This is a genomic window from Bifidobacterium sp. (assembly GCF_022640935.1).
Taxonomy (GTDB): Bacteria; Actinomycetota; Actinomycetes; order Actinomycetales; family Bifidobacteriaceae; genus Bifidobacterium.
In genome coordinates, this window is record NZ_JALCCV010000013.1 from 14,385 (window position 1) to 32,789 (window position 18,405).

General features: G+C 58.4%; 9 protein-coding genes. 7 read left to right on the forward strand and 2 right to left on the reverse strand.

Features of this window, described 5'->3' with window-relative positions:
- The first annotated feature begins 62 nt into the window (after positions 1-62).
- The 3 genes from LKG04_RS04650 to LKG04_RS04660 are packed head-to-tail and all read left to right on the forward strand — an operon-like array spanning position 63 to position 6,239.
- The gene (locus LKG04_RS04650; RefSeq protein ID WP_291763345.1) at positions 63-3,203 is read left to right on the forward strand and encodes a beta-phosphoglucomutase family hydrolase; all 3,141 of its coding nucleotides are present in this window, start codon (positions 63-65) and stop codon (positions 3,201-3,203) included.
- Positions 3,204-3,259: 56 nt separating this feature from the next.
- A complete protein-coding gene (locus LKG04_RS04655) occupies positions 3,260-5,224 on the forward strand; it encodes an alpha-glucosidase (protein WP_291761051.1) in 1,965 nt (654 codons plus the stop codon).
- A 7-nt stretch (positions 5,225-5,231) separates the two neighbouring features.
- Complete coding sequence (locus tag LKG04_RS04660; RefSeq protein ID WP_291761049.1) at positions 5,232-6,239, forward strand: LacI family DNA-binding transcriptional regulator; 1,008 nt, start codon at positions 5,232-5,234, stop codon at positions 6,237-6,239.
- Between the two features lie 389 nt (positions 6,240-6,628).
- Here the strand turns inward: LKG04_RS04660 and LKG04_RS04665 are convergent, their stop codons facing one another.
- Positions 6,629-7,069 carry a sterol carrier family protein gene (locus LKG04_RS04665; RefSeq protein ID WP_291761046.1) on the reverse strand — a complete coding sequence of 147 codons (441 nt, stop codon included), beginning with the start codon at positions 7,067-7,069 and terminating at the stop codon, positions 6,629-6,631.
- A gap of 200 nt (positions 7,070-7,269) precedes the next feature.
- Here LKG04_RS04665 and LKG04_RS04670 point away from each other — a divergent pair, with 200 nt between their 5' ends.
- Positions 7,270-9,726 carry a glycogen/starch/alpha-glucan phosphorylase gene (locus LKG04_RS04670; protein ID WP_291761044.1) on the forward strand — a complete coding sequence of 819 codons (2,457 nt, stop codon included), beginning with the start codon at positions 7,270-7,272 and terminating at the stop codon, positions 9,724-9,726.
- Between the two features lie 35 nt (positions 9,727-9,761).
- Here the strand turns inward: LKG04_RS04670 and LKG04_RS04675 are convergent, their stop codons facing one another.
- Entirely contained in the window at positions 9,762-10,904 is a 1,143-nt protein-coding gene (locus LKG04_RS04675; protein WP_291761042.1) for a LacI family DNA-binding transcriptional regulator, read from the reverse strand.
- Between the two features lie 494 nt (positions 10,905-11,398).
- On the opposite strand from LKG04_RS04675, the gene LKG04_RS04680 reads away from it, so the two are divergent.
- The 3 genes from LKG04_RS04680 to LKG04_RS04690 all read left to right on the forward strand — a co-directional run bounded on the left by LKG04_RS04680 (position 11,399) and on the right by LKG04_RS04690 (position 18,195).
- A complete protein-coding gene (locus tag LKG04_RS04680) occupies positions 11,399-14,761 on the forward strand; it encodes a DUF7507 domain-containing protein (RefSeq protein WP_291761040.1) in 3,363 nt (1,120 codons plus the stop codon).
- 177 nt (positions 14,762-14,938) lie between these two features.
- The gene (locus LKG04_RS04685; protein WP_291761038.1) at positions 14,939-16,483 is read left to right on the forward strand and encodes a SpaH/EbpB family LPXTG-anchored major pilin; all 1,545 of its coding nucleotides are present in this window, start codon (positions 14,939-14,941) and stop codon (positions 16,481-16,483) included.
- Positions 16,484-17,166: 683 nt separating this feature from the next.
- A complete protein-coding gene (locus LKG04_RS04690; RefSeq protein WP_291761035.1) occupies positions 17,167-18,195 on the forward strand; it encodes a class C sortase in 1,029 nt (342 codons plus the stop codon).
- The last annotated feature ends 210 nt before the right edge of the window (positions 18,196-18,405 follow it).

Consider the following 18,405-nt stretch of genomic DNA (forward strand, 5'->3'; position numbering starts at 1 on the left):
AGCGTGGCCTGCCGTCGTTGAGCAACGACGAATAACGACAAGGAAAAGAGAACAATACGGCAATGCAAGCGGTGCTATTCGACCTTGACGGCGTGCTCGTACCCACGACCACACTGCATATGCGGGCTTGGAGCGATCTGTTCGAATCGTTTCTGCCCGATGGCGTCCCCACATATACAGATCAGGACTACTTCGATTATGTGGACGGAAAGCCCCGGTACGACGGTGTGACTTCGGTCTTAGAAAGCCGCGGCATCGCGATTCCGCAAGGCAGCCCCGAGGACGAGCCAAGTGCGCGGACGGTGTGCGGACTGGGCAACCTGAAGAACAGCATATTCGAACAGCTGCTCGTCCAGCAGGGCATACAGCCCTACGACGACACGGTCGACGTGCTTCGGCACTACATGGCTGCTGGTTTGCGGCTTGCCGTCGTCTCCAGTTCGAAAAACGCCAGGGAAGTGTTGCAGCGCGCTGGGATTATCCAGTATTTCGACGAGATCGTGGATGGCAACGTGCGAGTGAGGAACGGCCTGCGCGGCAAGCCTGCCCCTGACACTTTCCTGTATGGTGCCCAGCTGCTGCATGCTGACGTGGACGAGACGGCGGTGTTCGAAGATGCGGTTTCGGGAGTCGCGGCGGCGCGTGCTGGCAATTTTGGCAAAGTCGTCGGCGTTGACCGCGGCGCCGGACGCAAGGCCCTGCTCAAGGCGGGCGCCGATATTGTCATCGAAGATCTTGTCGAGATGATCGACGGGAACATGTCGTCAGTCAGAAATCACCTCAAAAATCGAGCCGACCCGCTTTCCGAAGAGAGCTATCCCATCGATCCCTGGCGTTTCACCGAGTGCAAGGCGCCCAGCGATGCCAGCGGCACTCTGTTTTCGGTCGCGAACGGGACCATCGGCATCAGAGGAGCCGGCGCGAGCGAACGATCCTTGGGCAACGGCACCTTCCTCAGTGGCTTCCATGAAAACCGGCTGATCACCTATCCTGAGGATTCGTATGGCTTGGCCAGAGTCGGCCAGAGCATTCAGGGCGTGCCTGATGCCTCGGATTTCCATATGGTGCTTGACGGCTTGCCTGTTGGCCTTCATCTGACGGCCTCGAAACAGAGCGTCGACTTTCGCGAAGGGGTGTCCAGCGCCACGGCGGAATATAGCTTCGGCGCCGGGCGGACGCTCACTGCAACGGTCAGCCGCATGGCTTGCCTGTTCGAGCCGCACTTGGCATTCATCCGGCTGACCGTTGCCAGCAAGGGGCTAGCGGGCTCTTCGCTCGAGATAGAGGGACGGCTCAATGCGCAACAGGATGCCGCCGTGATCGTCTCGAGCGATCCGAGAAAAAGCCATGTGACGCCGATCGGGATTGAGAAGGTTCTGCACGAGACGAAGGAAGCCAGGCTCCGACGCGCTCGCGCTGCAAACCGGCAAGGTTCGGCTTTGGCGCAGGCCGATATCGTCGACGTGTATCGCTGCCCGAATTCCCGTTTGATGATGGCAGTAGGCGTGCGGCAATTCGTGAACGGGCAGCGCACCAATGCAACGCGTTGGCGGCTTTTGCTCGGGCAGGACACGAGCGCCGAGGTCATCCGGTACGCTGCGTATTACAACTATGACATTGATCCGAGCGGCGTCTCCAACGGTCTTCGGGCCGCGACCACGCGCCCGCAGAACCCCGCTAAGCTTGCTGCCGCATGCCGCAAGACGCTCGAACGCTATGGGGCCGTCGATCCATCATGCGTGTTGAGAAAGCAGCGTGCATGGCTTAGGCGTTTCTGGAAGCATTCGGATGTCCAGATTCGTGCGAAGTCCAGCCGGCGCCTGCAGCAGGCTGTGCGATGGGAGCTGTTCGAGCTGGCCCAGGCGACGGCTTCGGTGCCCAACGGCATCTCCGCCAAAGGCCTGAGCGGCAGCGGGTACGAAGGTCACTACTTCTGGGACACGGAAATCTACATTCTGCCGTTCCTGATCTTCTCCGATCCCCAAAAGGCGAGAAAGGTGCTGGAGTACCGCTACCGCATGCTCCCAGCGGCTAGGCGCAGGTCGGCCGCCCTCAACGTTCAGGGCGCGTTGTTCCCTTGGCGCACGATCAACGGGGAAGAGGCCTCGTCGTATTTCCCGGCAGGGACCGCGCAGTACCACATCGACGCCGATGTCGCCTATGCGGTGGATCAGTATGTATCGGTCACTGGCGACGTCGATTTCCTCTATTCGCAGGGCATCGACATCCTCGTCGAAACCGCGCGGATGTGGGCGAGCATCGGATTCATCGATGTCGACAACCGTTACCATATCCACCGCGTGACTGGGCCCGATGAGTATTCGGCGTTGGTAAACGACAACTTCTATACCAATGCCATGGCCCGGTTCAACCTGCAGTGCGCATCCGAGCATGTCGCGCGGTTGCGGCGCCTCGATCCGACGCTCTTCCAGTCGATTCGTGAGCGGCTGAATATCAACGACGACGAAGTACAGATCTGGAAGGCCTACGCCGATATGATGGCGCTGCCGTACAACGACCGGCTGGGCATAGACGCCCAGGACACTGACTTCCTGCGTCAGGAGCGTTGGGATTTCAAACATTACCGTGCCCGTCCTCTGCTGCTGCACTACCATTCGCTGGACATTTACAAGAAGCAGGTCTTGAAGCAGCCGGATACCGTGCTGGCGCTGCTGCTCCTGGGCGAGGAGTTCTCCGCAAGCCAGAAGGCCGCGGATTACGAGTACTACGATGCGATCACCACCGGCGACTCGACTTTGTCGGCTGCGGTGCAAAGCATCGTCGGGGCAGAAGTCGGGCGCGGGGATCTTGCGCTGCAGTATTTCAACGAATCGTTGTTCGCCGATATCGCCAACGCCCACGACAACACTTCTGATGGCGTGCATCTGGCCTCGGCAGGCGGCGTCTGGCTTTCGCTGGTCGAAGGCTTCGCCGGACTGCGCATTATGAATGGCCAGATCGCCTTCACGCCGCATCTGCCGCAAGGGTGGGAGTCCGTTTCCTTCAACCTAAGGATTCACGGGGATTTGGTCAAGGTGACGGTCTTGCCGGATAAGGTCGCGACGCGCATCTTGAAAACCGCCGGAGCAGGATCGCGCTTCAGCGCAGGGTCGTCTTTCGCCGCTGCACAGCAGAGATCCTCCGCAGCGCAGGCGCGGCAAAGCGGCATGAGGGAACCTGCGCAGATTGCGGTCGCGTCATGAAATGGCGCCAGATCAGTTCAATGTCAATCAGTTCAATATAACGCTGGAGAGAGGGCATGACAGCAGTATCGAGGCTTCCACGGCTTCCGCTGAGCAGTGGTCTGCAAGACGGCAGACAGAGCGGCAAACGGCCCAGCTGGTGGCAGAACAAGATCGTATATGAGATCTATGTGCGCAGCTTCAGAGATTCGAACGACGATGGCATCGGCGATCTGAACGGGGTGCGGCAGGCGCTGCCCTACCTGCACGATCTGGGCGTTGATCTCATCTGGCTCACTCCCATATATCCTTCGCCCAATGTCGACAACGGATACGATGTGAGTGACTACGACGCCATTAACCCGGAATTTGGCACAATGGACGATTTTCTAGGCCTTGTCGAACAGGCGCATTCCCTAGGCATCGGCATCATGCTCGACCAGGTGCTCAACCACTCTTCTAGCAGGCACCCGTGGTTTCAGGATGCGCTCAAACGTGGCAGGGAAAGCCCCTATTACGACTACTATTACTGGGCCGATGCGCGTCAAGGCCTCGTCCGGGGGACGCCGCCGAATAATTGGGGATCGTTCGTCGGCGGGAGCGCGTGGACGTATGTCCCGCAGCTAGGCGCCTCGTATCTGCATCTTTTCGACCGAGAGCAGCCCGATCTCAACTGGACGAATCCGAGGCTCCGCGCAGAGCTGTTCGCCATGCTCCGGCGTTGGCTGGATCGCGGCGTCGACGGATTCCGCTTCGATGTGATCAATCTGATCGACAAAGGCTCGCTCGCCGACGCGCCCATGGTGAACCGCGAAGGCTATGGCGATGTCGAGCGTTGGGTGACCAATGGGTCGAAAGTCCCGGTGTACCTTGACGAGCTGCATGACCAAGTGCTCAAAGGCCATGACACAATAACCGTGGGAGAGACCGGCAATGTGACGCCGGAGCACGCCCTGCTGTATGCGCCGCTTCCCGACGGTCAGGCCGAAGGACCGCGGCTCGATATGGTCTTCCAATTCGAGCTTTCGCGCATCGACCATGATCCTGACCCCAGAAGCCTGTGCGTCCAGCCCTTCGACGTGGCGAAGTTCAAATCCATCATCACCAGGTGGCAGACCGGGCTGCAGTCCAAATCGTGGAACAGCCTGTACTGGTCGAATCACGATCAGCCCCGTGCAGTGTCCCGCTTTGGCGATACCAGTTCCGAGCATTCACGATATTATTCGGCGACGATGCTGGCCACGATCATGTATGGGTTGCAGGGCACGCCGTATGTGTATCAGGGCGAGGAAATCGGCATGACGAACTTTCCTTTTCAATCATTAGACGATTTCAGGGACGAAGATTCGATCGAACGCTACGACTATGTGTCGCGCAGCGGCCGCGGCGTGGATGAAGTGATGCGCTATCTGCGGTGGTTCTCGCGCGATAACGCGCGGACGCCGTTCCAATGGGACAGTGGCAAGAACGCGGGATTCTCGAACGGTGTGCCGTGGATCGCGGTGAATCCGAATTTCGAAAGCATCAACGCCGACAGGGATCGGTCGTCTCCTCGCTCGATTTTCCGCTATTATCAAGGCCTTATCCGATTGCGGCACGCCATTGCGCTGCTGACGACAGGGGTATACCGGGAGATTGCGGTGCGCGATCCGATCATCATGTATGCGCGCGAAAGCGGCGGAGGCAGGCTGCTGGTAGTGGCCAACATGAGTTCACAGACGCAGCCGTGCCCGCTTCCGCGCGGGGATAAAGTGTACGGAAACTACGCTGGCGAAGAGCGCGAGGCTGATGTCCTCAGGCCATACGAGGCGCTTTGGATTTTCCAACGCGCAGGCAGTGACGGGCGGGGCCGGGGCAATCCCTTGGCAGCGGCCGGCAATGTAGACGCCCCGTTGGCTCCGCTATCTCCGCTGGCCCCTCTTGCCCTTCTCGCCCCGTTAACGCCCCCGGGCTCCTCGGAGCGAGCCGGCGAACCTGGGGGACTGACGACGAATCCGCAGCCTGACGATGGTTGTGCACCGCAGCCAAAAACCTTGGCATAATGAGACCATGAATGTGCGCATCCAAGAAGTCGCCGCGGCGGCCAAAGTGTCCCAGGCCACGGTGTCGCGCGCACTTCGTCACCTTCCTGGCGTCGGTGAACGCATGCGTGCGCACGTGCTCAAGGTGGCTGACGAGCTTGGCTACACGCCTTCGCATAGTGCGGCATCGTTGGCAAGCGGGTCGACCCGTTCCTTCGGGCTGGTGCTCCCCGATGTCTCCCGCTGGTTCTTCGCCACGGCGGTCGAAGCCGTGGAGCAGACGCTGCGAGCCGAGAATTACGATGCGCTGATCTATTCGCTGCCTGACTACCGCAGCGAAAGCCGCCCTCAGTTCAATCCCAGCGTGCTCAGAAGCAAAGTCGACGCGGTCGCCGTGCTCTCCCTGTTCTTCGATCGTGAAGAGGCCGAGTTGCTCAAAGGGCTGGAGGTGCCAGCGGCGTTCCTTTCAGTCGTCGAGCCCGGCTTTTCGCATGTCGGCATCAATGATGAGGCGGCCATGGCCGCTGCCTGCGAGCATCTTATCGGGCTGGGCCACACGGTCATCGGTCACCTTTCCGGCATGACGAACGACAAGCAGCCTAATGCGCCCACTCAGCGCAGGCGCAACGGATGGGTGCAGACCTTGCGCAGCCATGGCTTGGAGCACACGATGGATCTGGATTCCCCGGCGCAGATCATGACCGCGCGCAACGGCTACATGGCGGCGAACGCGCTGCTGGACAGACGACCCGATGTCACCGGCATTGCCGCGTCCTCCGACGAGATGGCGATGGGCGCGATGCAAGCGCTTGTGGAGCGTGGACGCACGCCCGGCCGTGAGATCTCCGTCGTTGGCATCGACGGCAATGACATAGGGGAGGCCTTCGGCCTGACGACAGTGACGCAGCCGATCCATGAGCAGGGCGAGTGCATCGTGCACATGCTGCTTGACGCCGTCCATGGGGATGCTGCTGTTCGCACCCGCATTTTCCCCACGACCTTGGTGGTTCGGCGCTCGACGGGCCCGCGGGTATGATGCTGGCTCGTAAGCGATGCCGTTGCAAGGAGCCCGCAACGCCGTATCGGGCTTATTTGTGGCAGGTTTTCGGTGCCGCGGACATGCATCTGTTTTATTTGTAGCATCGTTTTTCCGAGACTGAGCATATCGCCACTGATGAATGGCGGATTCGGGCGGCATTTACTTGGCCTTGCAGTGAAGAACTGCTACAAATAAGGCAGATGGGTATCTGCTTGATGAAAAACCTGCCACAAATAAGCCCGATACGTGCACACCAAAGAATGCACAATAATGAAACATACAAAAATCATGAATCAAAGAGCCGATAAGTTGCGTGGCAACAGTACGAAGAGGGGGTGCGTGCGGCGCCAGCGGTCGCCGTGCTCGCAGCGTCAGCGGCTGACGCACTATACAGCGGCAAGCGGCAGCAGGGCGCTCAAATCGTCGCGTTCCCCGACCGCGCTGATGTGGCCGGCGGCTTTCTCCTCATTCCAAGTCGTGATGCCGCAGGCGAGGCGCAGCCATACCTCGGGGTCGAGCTCGATGACGTCTGGCGGTGTGAGATTGTGGGGATCCGAGGCCGGTCCGTCAAGGATTTTGACAGCGGCCCAAGGGGCCACACGCACCTCGACGCTCGGGCCGGGCGCCTTTCGTTCGAGCAGAAACAGCGAGAATCGCACCGCCATCGCCCACACAGGCCTTGGCAAATCAGGAGAAGTGACAAGCCGCGCTGCCGCATCCGCTGGAGCCCCGGAGCCGGCCGACGAGGCTAGGGACCGTGCCGCCTGTGCCCATTGCCGGAATGCGGCTTCGCCTGCTGCCAGATCCTGTTCGCGTATCGCTGCCATGGTTCCATTGTGCCGCCGAGTTGGACACTGCCCCAACGGGCTACTATGGTCTTTCCGTGCTCGTGCTAAGCTCGGCGCTGGCAACGTATGCAACACGGGTCGTGGCGGCGAATGGGCGATGATGGTATGCCGTCGCTTGGCTCGGGTATAACCGGGAAATAACGATATATGGAGAACCATCTACCAAAGGGAGTCAGGGAATGACCGAACATACCGCACCTGTATCATCGATCACGGCAGGCGAATTCGCCGATGAAATCCGCGAGGAGCTCAAGTATACGCAGGGCGTGACCCCCGAGCAGGCGACGGCGGCCGACGTGTATGTCGCTGCGGCGGGCGCGGTGCGTAGGCATCTCATGGACTCGTGGATGACCACTCAACGCGACATGGTCGCTGGCAGCACAAAGGCCGTGGGCTATTTCAGCGCTGAATTCCTCATGGGCAAACAGCTTCGCAACGCGCTGCTCAACGCCGGGCTCAACGGGCAGTTCGACAGTGCGGTCAAAGAGCTCGGTTTCGATCTTCAGGAAGTCATCGACGCGGAATACGAGCCGGGGCTGGGCAACGGCGGCTTGGGCCGGCTCGCCGCATGCTACATCGATTCGCTCGCCTCGAAGGGCGTGCCTGCCTTCGGATATGGCATCCAGTATCGCTACGGCATTTTCAAGCAGGAGTTCGATGAGCATGGCGCCCAAGTTGAGCGTCCGGACTACTGGCTGGCCAACGAGGAGCCGTGGGGCCATATCGATTACAACCGTTCGCAACGCGTCAACTACGGCGGCAGCGTCGTCGAGGAAGACGGCAAGAAGGTGTGGAGGTCGGCGTGGTCGGTGCGCGCCGTGCCGGTCGACTACATGGTGCCGGGCTACGCGTCGGGTCGTGTGAACACGCTGCGGCTGTGGAGCGCAAGGTCCTATGACGAGTTCGACCTGCTCACGTTCAACAAGTCGGATTATCTGGATGCCGTCAAGCCGAAAGTCGCCGCAGAGAACATCTCGAAGATCCTCTACCCAGAGGATTCCACCCCGCAGGGGAAGACGCTGCGCCTCGAACAGCAGTACTTCTTCACGGCTGCCTCGATTCATGATGCCATCCGCGTCTTCTATCCCGGCCAGGAGCATCCCGATCTCACCACCCTGCCCGAGAAGATCTGTTTCCAGCTCAATGACACGCACCCTGTCATCGGTATCCCCGAGCTCATGCGCGTGCTCATCGACGAATACGGTTATGACTGGGATACCGCATGGTCCATCACTACCAAGTCGTTCAACTACACGTGCCACACGTTGCTGCCCGAAGCGCTCGAGGTCTGGCCGGCGAAGCTGATCGGCGGGTTGCTGCCACGTCATCTCGAGATCATCAACGAGATCAACGAGCATTTCGTCGCTGAGTTAGGGGCGAAAACTGACGACAAGGCCAAGATCGAGCGTATGCGCATTGTCACCGACGGCGAGGATCCGCAGGTGCACATGGCTTACCTCGCCACGTACGGCGGCTCGCACGTCAACGGCGTGGCCGCCCTGCACTCGCAGCTGCTCAAGGATGTCACGCTGCGCGACTTCTCGGACATCTACGGCGCCAAGTTCACCAACGTGACCAACGGCGTGACGCCGAGGCGCTTCATCAAGCTCGCCAATCCGCGCCTGTCCGCGCTGATCACCGAGGGCTTGGGCACCGATCACTGGCTGAGCGATCTGGATATGTTCGAAGGGCTGGTTCCGCTGGCGAAGGACGACGAATTCGTGAAGAAGTTCGCCGCCGTCAAGCAGGCCAACAAGGTCGCGTTCTCCAACTATGCCAAGCGCGAGTACGGTTTCGACATCGACCCGAACACCATGGTCAACTCCATGATCAAGCGTCTGCACGAGTACAAGCGCCAGAGCCTGAAGATTCTGTCCGTCATTTCGCAGTACGCCGATATCAAGAGCGGCAAAGTAAGCGCTGACGACATCCTGCCACGCAGCGTCGTGTTCGGGGCCAAGGCCGCGCCTGGCTACCGCATGGCCAAGCTCACCATCCAGCTCATCAACAATGTGGCGCGTGTGGTGAACAACGATCCGGACGTCAAGGGCAAGCTGGCTGTGTTCTTCCCTTGGAACTACAACATCCGTCTCGCGCAGCACTTGATCCCTGCGACCGACCTCGACGAGCAGATCTCGCAGGCGGGCAAGGAGGCCTCGGGTACCGGCAACATGAAGTTCGCCTTGAACGGCGCGCTGACCGTCGGCACGCTCGATGGCGCGAATGTGGAGATTCGCGAGCGCGTCGGCGCCGAAAACTTCTTCCTCTTCGGCATGACAGTCGACGAGGTCGAGGCGCTCTACGCCAAGGGCTATGAGCCGAAGTCCTATTACGCGGCCGATCCGCGCCTCAAGAACGCCGTGGATCTGGTCGCCGACGGCACCTTCTCGGAGGGCGACAAGAGCGTGTACGAGCCGCTCGTCACCGACTGGCTGAATAAGGACTATTTCATGACCATGGCGGACTTCAGCGCCTACATGGACATCCAGGGCGAGATCGAGACGCTGTACCGCGATCCGCTCGAGTGGAGCCGCAAGGCCCTGCTTAACGTCGCCAACTCGGGCTTCTTCAGCTCCGACCGCGCCATCGACGACTATCTGCGTGACATCTGGCAGACTGGTCCGCTCGCAGAGTGAGCCAAAATCGAGGAGAGGCGGCCCGCGCGGATCGCCTAGACGCGCTGCCCCTGGTGCTCTCGGGCCGTCAGCTGCCGTATTGACTGGCCCTTGCGCAGATATCCGTGGACCACAAGCTGCGTAGGTGAGATGGCGACAGCGCTGCAGGCTGGTTTGCCAGGTTCGGGCGTGCCCAGCTCAAGGGTTCCGGAAAAGGGCTTGCCACTGAGAGTCAGGCGCACCGCGGTCGCGACCGCCTGAATGATGCCTTGCACGGGCTGCACCCAGGTCTGGATTGAAGCGGGCAGATAACCCGTGATAGACCAACCTCCGAAACTCACGACGGAGAGCTGGTCCGGTATGCGTATGCCCGCGTCGGACAGCGCCTTCGTGCAGGTGAATGCCAGAAAATCGTTGAGTATGACGAAGGCGGTAGGCCTGCTCGGCATGGACGACGACGTGAGCAGTGGAATGAGATGCCTGTTGATGGCGGTGGTCGAGGATTCGAGATACCTGCCGAAGTCGATGGGTAGCGCATACACCGACGCCGGGTCGAAGGGGATTCCGGCTCCAGCCAACGCACGTTTAAATCCTTCGATTCTCTGTTGATAGTAAGGCTGTCCGTCCGACCGGCGGTCGGTGAGCACCATGATGTTGCGGTGGCCCGCTTCAAGAAGCGAGTTGGTGATGGCCATGGCGCCCTCGGTGTCGTCGCTCTCGACGGAGGGCCGTTGGGCGGGCGCGTCGTCGGAGAGCACGAACATCATCGGCGTTTGAATCTGGGAGAACCGTGATTCATCCTCGACTCCGCAGGGACCGACGAGAAGGAACATCGCGGGGTGGCGTGCCCGTTCGAGTTCGATGAGTCCGTCGACGAGGTCACGCGAATAGGGAATGGGGTAGGTATCCACGTTCAATCCGCTGACGGCATGGAATTTCGCAAACCATTCGACGGGAATGCCAGAGGAATCGGTGTTCTCCACCCGGTTGATCAGATAGATGTGGGTGGATTGCCCCAATCGCATCGAACGTGCATTGCTGTCGGGCACGTAGCCGTGGGCGGAGGCATAGGCAATGATGGTCGCCTTGAGGCCATCGCTCACGCCTGGTTTGCCGTTTAAGGCCCTGGAGACGCTTGCCGTACTCGCGTGGCAGGCCGCTGCAATGTCCCTGATGGTGATTGTTGTAAGGGTTGCCATCGTGGCTCTCTTCCAGCCTTGAACCCTAATCGATGACGATGTCTTGGCGACGCCGTGATAGGGAAGCGTAATCGTTTACGGCTCAATAGTAAACGATTCTGCCGCCGATGGTTGTACATCGCCTTCGCTGGCGCCATACGTAAACGTTTACGTTGCACTAGTAATCGTTTACTTCGCGGTTTGTCCATCATGCCAGCATAAAATCGAGTAAATTTGAATTCTGATACTTCAGAATGCTTCTGTGATGAATATCTTTAATACATGTAGGAGACGGCCTAATGCCGTGCGAGGAGTGACAAGAACTAATGACGTTGTTCGCCAGAATATGCAATCGAATCATGCTCGCCCTGCGAATGGTCATGGCGGAGCTTGTTGCATTCGTGATTCCCGATGGGCACCGGGCACGCCATTTAGCTCAAGGTAAAGCCTTACTGGGCCGGTCAATGCTGATTCGAGTGTTCGCCGCTTCGCTGGTCTTGGCCATGGTGGTGCCGATGACTACGAATCATGATGCGTTGGCGGCGGACTCAGCTGATTCCTCTGGTACCTCGTTGGTCTCGGAGAGTTTCGGCGGCACGCAAGTCGCAAGTTCAAGGTTCATCCCGTTGGGAGATGCATGCCTCACCAATGCCTCCAGGAACCCGATCGTAGATCCAGCGAATGGCACACAAATCAAAGGATGTTCGAAGACGAATAAGACGCCTGGAATTACTCCTGATCCCACTTCGGGAGGGTGGTTGCAGCTCACCGACACCACCGGCAACACGTCGGGTGGTGTGGTCTACAATCAGGCGATTCCGGCGCAATACGGAGTAGACATAACATTCGATCAGGCTCAGTATGGAGGTAGCGGTGCCGATGGTATTGGATTCTTCCTTACTGATGGTTCATATAATCTGACGAAGACCGGCGCGACCGGTGGCTCAATGGGATATGCACCGAAGATCGGTACGGGTTCCACGGATGCCCTAGGCGCTGTTGGAGGGTTCATCGGTCTTGCTCTGGATCGTTACGGGAATTTTCAGAGGGCCGCTGAGGGCCGTGGGCAGGGGTGTGCTGCGGCGGGAGAGAACCCGGGCATTGCCGGTAATATTGTTCCTAATAGTGTTACATTGCGCGGACCAGGCGGTAAATTACTGGCTGACGGCACTCGAGACAAGGACTGGAGTTCCGGTTATTGCCTGTTGGACACCAAGAAACTGACAGACGTCAATCCGGGTGCGACATTGGCATCGGGAACTTCAAATCCGGTGAGCGTACATATCACCGTCACTGCGCCGGATGCCAATAACAGTGCGGTGGTAACTGTTCAGTTGAAGATGAGTGGTGAGAGTGATTACACCACGTATCTGACCACCACGGTTCCCAATGTTCCGTCAAGTTATAAGCTCGGTTTCTCTGGGGCAACGGGAGGTCTCAACGATGTCCATCTGATTCGTAACCTCGATATCAAGACAATACGCACGTTGCCCACTCTTTCGCTCGTAAAGCAGGTGGATTCCTCAAGCCCGAATGCGAAGTCAGTGTATGATTCGGGCGACACGGTGCCTTATTCCTTTGTTGTGACGAATGGAAGCATCGAGACGTTGAACAGCATCGCGGTGCACGATGACAAGGTATCAGACATTTCCTGTGTTGCAACCACGCTTGCTCCAAATGCGTCGACGACGTGTACCGGTTCGCATGTTCTCACTGCTGCAGAGGCGGCAAACGGCTCATTCCGCAACGAGGCCACGGCTACCGGCACCGATGTCGATGGCGCTACGATCACCAGTAACCCCTCGGAGGTCGTCGTACCTACCACCGTTAACAACAGCTTTCTGCAATGCACGGCTGGGGCAGTGTATTCGCTTAATGGTGACGGCAACGTGTACAAGGTCACGAGCAGCGGATATGGCAGTTCACTGTTTGACTTCGGCAGTGGAACGTGGAATGCGTTGGGTATTTCGGAGGGGGGGCAGTACGCGTATGCCGCTCAGCGCAACACAAATAATAATGCCACGATAGCGCGGCGCGATCTTTCCAACGGCGTCACAACGACTCTGGCAACTGTCGGTCTAGGATTTGGCAGTAGCTACCTTGTCGCTGGAGCGGTCGACTTGCAGACGGGACGCTACGTTTTCGGCGGCCCGGGGTCGAGCGGTCGCATGCAACTGCTCGCCTTCGATCCTTCGAACAATTCCACAAAAGCCATAGGCTACATCGCTATCTCCGGGCAAACCAACGGTGATCTTGCTTTCGATGCGCTTGGCAACTTGTACCTCGTGACCAGCAGTAGCGGCACTAATCACATGTATCGGGTTGATGCCTCGACGATGGGTGCCGCCTACGCTGGTGCTGCAAATGCCAATCGGCAACTGGCTACAGTCGAGGTTGCCCAGCCAACGACGAATTGGCCTACTAATACAGGTGCTGATGCCCTTGCCGTTAACGGTATTGCATTCCAGACAGACGGCAAGGTGTTCCTAGGCAATAACGCATCAATCTATGTTTCTGACCTCACTTCCTGGTCACGGGACACGCAGTGGTCTGTTGCTTCGGGAAGCAGCGATCTCGCCAGTTGTGCGTCGCCACCTACTATCAAGCTACAGAAGGACGTGAAGTCGAGGTACAACGATAGCGACCAGTTCTCGCTGAGTCTCACGCGAACTGATGTGAGCTCAAATACTGCCCTTGGCAGCGCGACAACTTCAGGTACTGATACCGGCATACAGAACACTGCAGGAGAATTTGTCGATCCCAAACTCACAGCAAGCGGACAGATGTTGAGCTTTGCCGAGACAGGTGCGGGCGGGGCCAATCTTACAAACTACGACACAAGCTGGAGCTGCAAAGATGATTCCGGGCAAACAGTGATCAATGCATCGGGAGACGGTGGTTCGGGTTCGCTCGCTGTCCCGAAACCAGCCAGCTGGGCCACCGGACTCGACTTGGTATGCACCATCACCAACACGGCAAAACCGCACCCTGCAACGGTGACGATAGAAAAAAGCATCCAAGACGTCAACGGCAACCAGATCGCTACTACCGATTTTGATGGCAATCAGGTGAAGCAGGGTTGGCCCATGGCTGTTGCGCTATCTGATAACGCGCCGGCCGGGGTGCAGATCAGCGGTGATACCGTGCAAAACACCGATCAGAATGGCAAGGTCTCTGGTTGGACCGTTACTTTCCCCAGTGGGGTGGCGCAGACGTCCGTGGACGTCACAGAGACCCAAGGCTCTTTGCAGGGATATGCTTTCGACAACCTCCAGTGCCAGGTGAACTCCGACAGTTTCGAATCAGTTTCGGCAACGCAAGGGACCGGGGCTAATACAAACAAGGTCACCGGGGCGGTTGATGTTGCCCCTGGCGATGCTGTGATCTGCATATTTACCAATAGGCAGCAGCCTGGTTCGGTCACTTGGTCCAAAGTCGCTGATGACTCCTCCCGGACGAAACTGGCTGGCTCTCAATGGCAATTGACGTACCCCGATGGCTCCGCAAAGACGATCAAAGATTATTCGGAGTCAGGCAGCAACAACATTGCTACGGCGGGTGACACCTACGGTTTCAAGGTCTCTGATTTGCCTTGGGGCACATATATTCTTGTCGAGACCAAGGCGCCCACCGGGTATGTTTTGCCTGACGAGAATCTTCCCGCGAATCAACACACCTTCACTGTTTCCGGCGCGAGCGGATTGGAGGAAAACTTCTCTGATCCGTTCATTAATAGGCAGCAAACAGTTCCAGATCTTCCTCTTACTGGTGGAACGAGTTCCGACTCGTTCCTCATAGGAGGCATCGCAGTACTAGCCCTCTCTGGCGTTGCCGGTTTTATAGCCGTGAAACGCAGGAAGGGGAAAGCCAAGGGATAGCGAGTGGCGCGGTGACTGGCGGTGCCAAGAGGAGCCCGCCGAATAGGTGATACAGTTTTACGGTTTAATTTTTACGTCGTTGATTCGGCGTGACAAGAAAGGTACAGAAATGAAGGAAACCAAGAAAAGGGGAGCCCTGAGAGCGGTGACTGCCATCTGCACGGCAGCGGCTGCTCTGTGCGTAGGCTCCTAGCGGCAGCCACGGCGAGTGCTGCCACAGCCCCGGTGTTCGGCAACATCACGGACACTCAGGGTTCGATCATCATCCACAAGCATGAGCACCAAACAACCACAAATGAGACCGCGAAGCCTGATGGATCATCCGATATTAGCACCGATACGATCGACGGCGTGACCTTCACCGTATACAAGGTGAACGATTTGGATCTCCTCAATACTGCGACGGATTGGAACGGCCTGGACGCCGTGAAGGTTCCCGCGGTCGTCACACCGAACACCACGATTTCCATCAACGGCACGGATCACACGCTCACCAAGGTCGCGGATGTAACCACCCAGAGCGGCGGCATCGCGAAGGCAGAGGGCTTGGACGTGGCAGCGTATGTTGTCGTGGAAACAAAACGTCCCTCCAATGTTGTTGATTCTGCTCAGCCGTTCTTGGTGACGATTCCGTTCCCGGACAATGCAAATACCAAGGGTTGGCTGTATGACGTCAACGTCTACCCGAAGAACGGTGTTGCGGGTATTACCAAGTCCGTGGACTCTCAAACTGATCTCGGTTTGGGCGCCACGGCGACCTATCCCGTGACGGGTGACGTTCCGGTTCTGGCTGATGGCTCGTATCTGAAGTACTACATCATCAAAGATAATTTCGATTCTCGCCTGACCAACCACAAGGTTGCATCTGTGCAAGTTGATGGTGTTGATGTGAATCCCGATTACTACGTCAAGTCACCGACACCTGGTACCGACGAAACTACGGTTGGCTTCACCAAGGCCGGTCTAGCTTGGCTCCAGACGCAGCAGGGCAAAAAGGTCGTCGTCACCTACACTGCCACCGTGAACGCGGTCGGCGACGGCACGATCAAGAACACTGCCACGCTCTATACCGACACTGATACGACCAGCGACCCGACGAATCCGAACACCCCGGAGCCTCCGACCACTCCTGGAGATATCCCCCCGGATCCTTCGAACCCAAATCCTCCGACTCCGCCGACCACACCTGATGTCGAGCAGAAGTGGGGCGATCTGATTATCAAGAAGGTTGACGACGGCAACGGCAGCGCCCCACTTACGGGAGCTGAGTTCAAGGTATACGAGTCTGCTGATCCCTATGCTGCTTCCTGCACCAGCAAGGCAACCACCGGCGACCCGATCAAGGTCCAGGGCGGAACCGGCGCCGATGGTGCCACGTTCACCACCGGAACCGACGGCAAGGTCACGATTCCCGGCCTGTTCGTTTCGGATTCAGTGAACGCCACAATTAACGCCGAACAGCGTTGCTATGTGGTCGTCGAGACCAAGGCGCCAACCGGTTATGTGTTGCCTTCCGGTGATGCGGCGAAGACGGCCGTGGCTGTGAAGTATGGACAGACTGCGACTTCGACTGTTGATACAACAGTCTCCAATACCAAGCAGGCCATCCCCGGTCTGCCGCTGACCGGCTCGCAAGCGATGATTGTGGTTGTCGCCGCGGGCGTGCTGCTCGTGGGCGGTTCCATCTCCTTGGTCATTGCCAACCGCAGGCGCAGGGCCTGAGCAAACTTCATCCATTCGTATGGCTTGGGCTGCCGGGGCTTATACCCGGCGGTCAAGGCCGTATGAATGCTTGATATAACGAGTGCGTCGTGGCTTCCTAAGGCTGCGGCGCACTCGTCATATAAGGGTGGCGCACAGTTTCCCGTCTCCGGGCATCTGGCCCAAGACGGCTTGAAGGATCTTTCCTGATGCCTGTGCAAAGCTTGAGCCTGAGATTTCGCACGCGGGATCACGAAATACGCCATATCGACCTTATTTATGGCACGTTTTCATGATTGCAGAGGTATATCTCGCTTATTTGTAGCATTGTTTCAACGTAAGCGCGGGCGTATGGGCTTAAAACCGCTATGCAGCAACGGCAATAGTCGTGGTGATGTGCGAAAGGTGCTACAAATAAGCCCGATAGACATCCGCAGCACCTGAAGTCTGCTACAAATAAGCATGATGCACGAACAACAGCACGGTTCCACATGGCAAAACGTGAAACTTCGGTCCAACTTGTTGCAGGCATCGCCAGCCTGATGTGGTTTGCCGCGGTTCGGGTCTCGTGCTAAGTATTCCGGCCATGCTTCCATGCATGGCGAGTGTCTCTCTTCGCATATGTCCGTATACGTCAGTCAATGATGGCAATAGCAATGATATAGCTGCTTGCAGCTCTGGCAACTCCAGGAAAGGATGTGCGCATGGTGCTTCGACGTCTCTTTGCCGCCGACAAGGCGGCGTCCCAGCGCCGCGACACGCGCAATGAAGCCAGTGGCAACGGCCAAGCTGTCAGCGGCGCTGATCCCAATGCCCGCAATGATCGGGGCGGCAGCGGGAACACCCGCAGCACAGACGCCCGCCGCGGCGGCATGATCACCATCCTCTCAGGGGCCCTCGCCTTTCTCGGCGTGTGTGCGCTCCTCTACCCAATGGCCGCCTCTTGGGTGAGCCAATATAACCAGTCCAAGGTCATCATCAGCAATCTACAGGGCGAGAATGCCGCAACTAAGGCCCAGGACAGCAGGGAAATCGCCCTCGCGCGTGCATACAACTCGAAGCTGAGCACCGGAGCCGCCACCTATAAGGCCGAGGACAACGCCCCGACCAGCAGTGCCGACAAATCCCTGCACAGCCTGTATGAATCCGCATTGAGCAGCGACAGCGGTGTCATGGCAAGAATACAGATACCCGCGATCGACCTCGACCTGCCCGTCTACCACGGCACTGACGACGCCACGCTGCTCAAGGGCATCGGTCATCTCGAGGGTACATCGATGCCCGTCGGCGGCGAGGGCACGCACGCGGTGCTCACCGGTCACAGAGGACTGGCCAACGCCACCATGTTCACATACCTCAATAAGGTCAAGGACGGCGACGAATTCACCATCAGCACATTCGGCGACGTGCTCACGTACCGGGTCATCCGCACCCAGGTTGTCGACCCGGATCAAACCAAATCGTTGCGGCCCGTGGCCGGCCAAGACCTCGTCACGCTCGTGACCTGCACGCCGCTGGGGATCAACACGCAGCGCATCTTCGTGACCGGGCAGCGCGTGTACCCGACCCCTGTCGCCGCCGTGAACGACGCCAGCAAACGACCGACCATCCCGAGGTTCCCGTGGTGGATGGTGATGCTGTTCGCCGCCATTGTGCTCGATGCCGCGTATCTTCGGATCAGCCTGTCTCCGTGGCGGCAGATACGGCACGCCGCGTGGCGGCCGAAGGGGTGAACCGCGGCGAGGCACAGCGTTGCGACGCATGTCGCGGGTGGTGCCTCTGCGCAATAGGCAAAAGAGACCTAAGGGCATTTCGGCACCTGCCTGGTCTCAAACCATGTGCTGACGCGCATGTAAAAACTGGGGATATGACAGTCTCACATGGCAGTGAACATACCTGAGAACCCGCGCAGACTCTTGTAAAAAACCCGTCTCGGACCTACG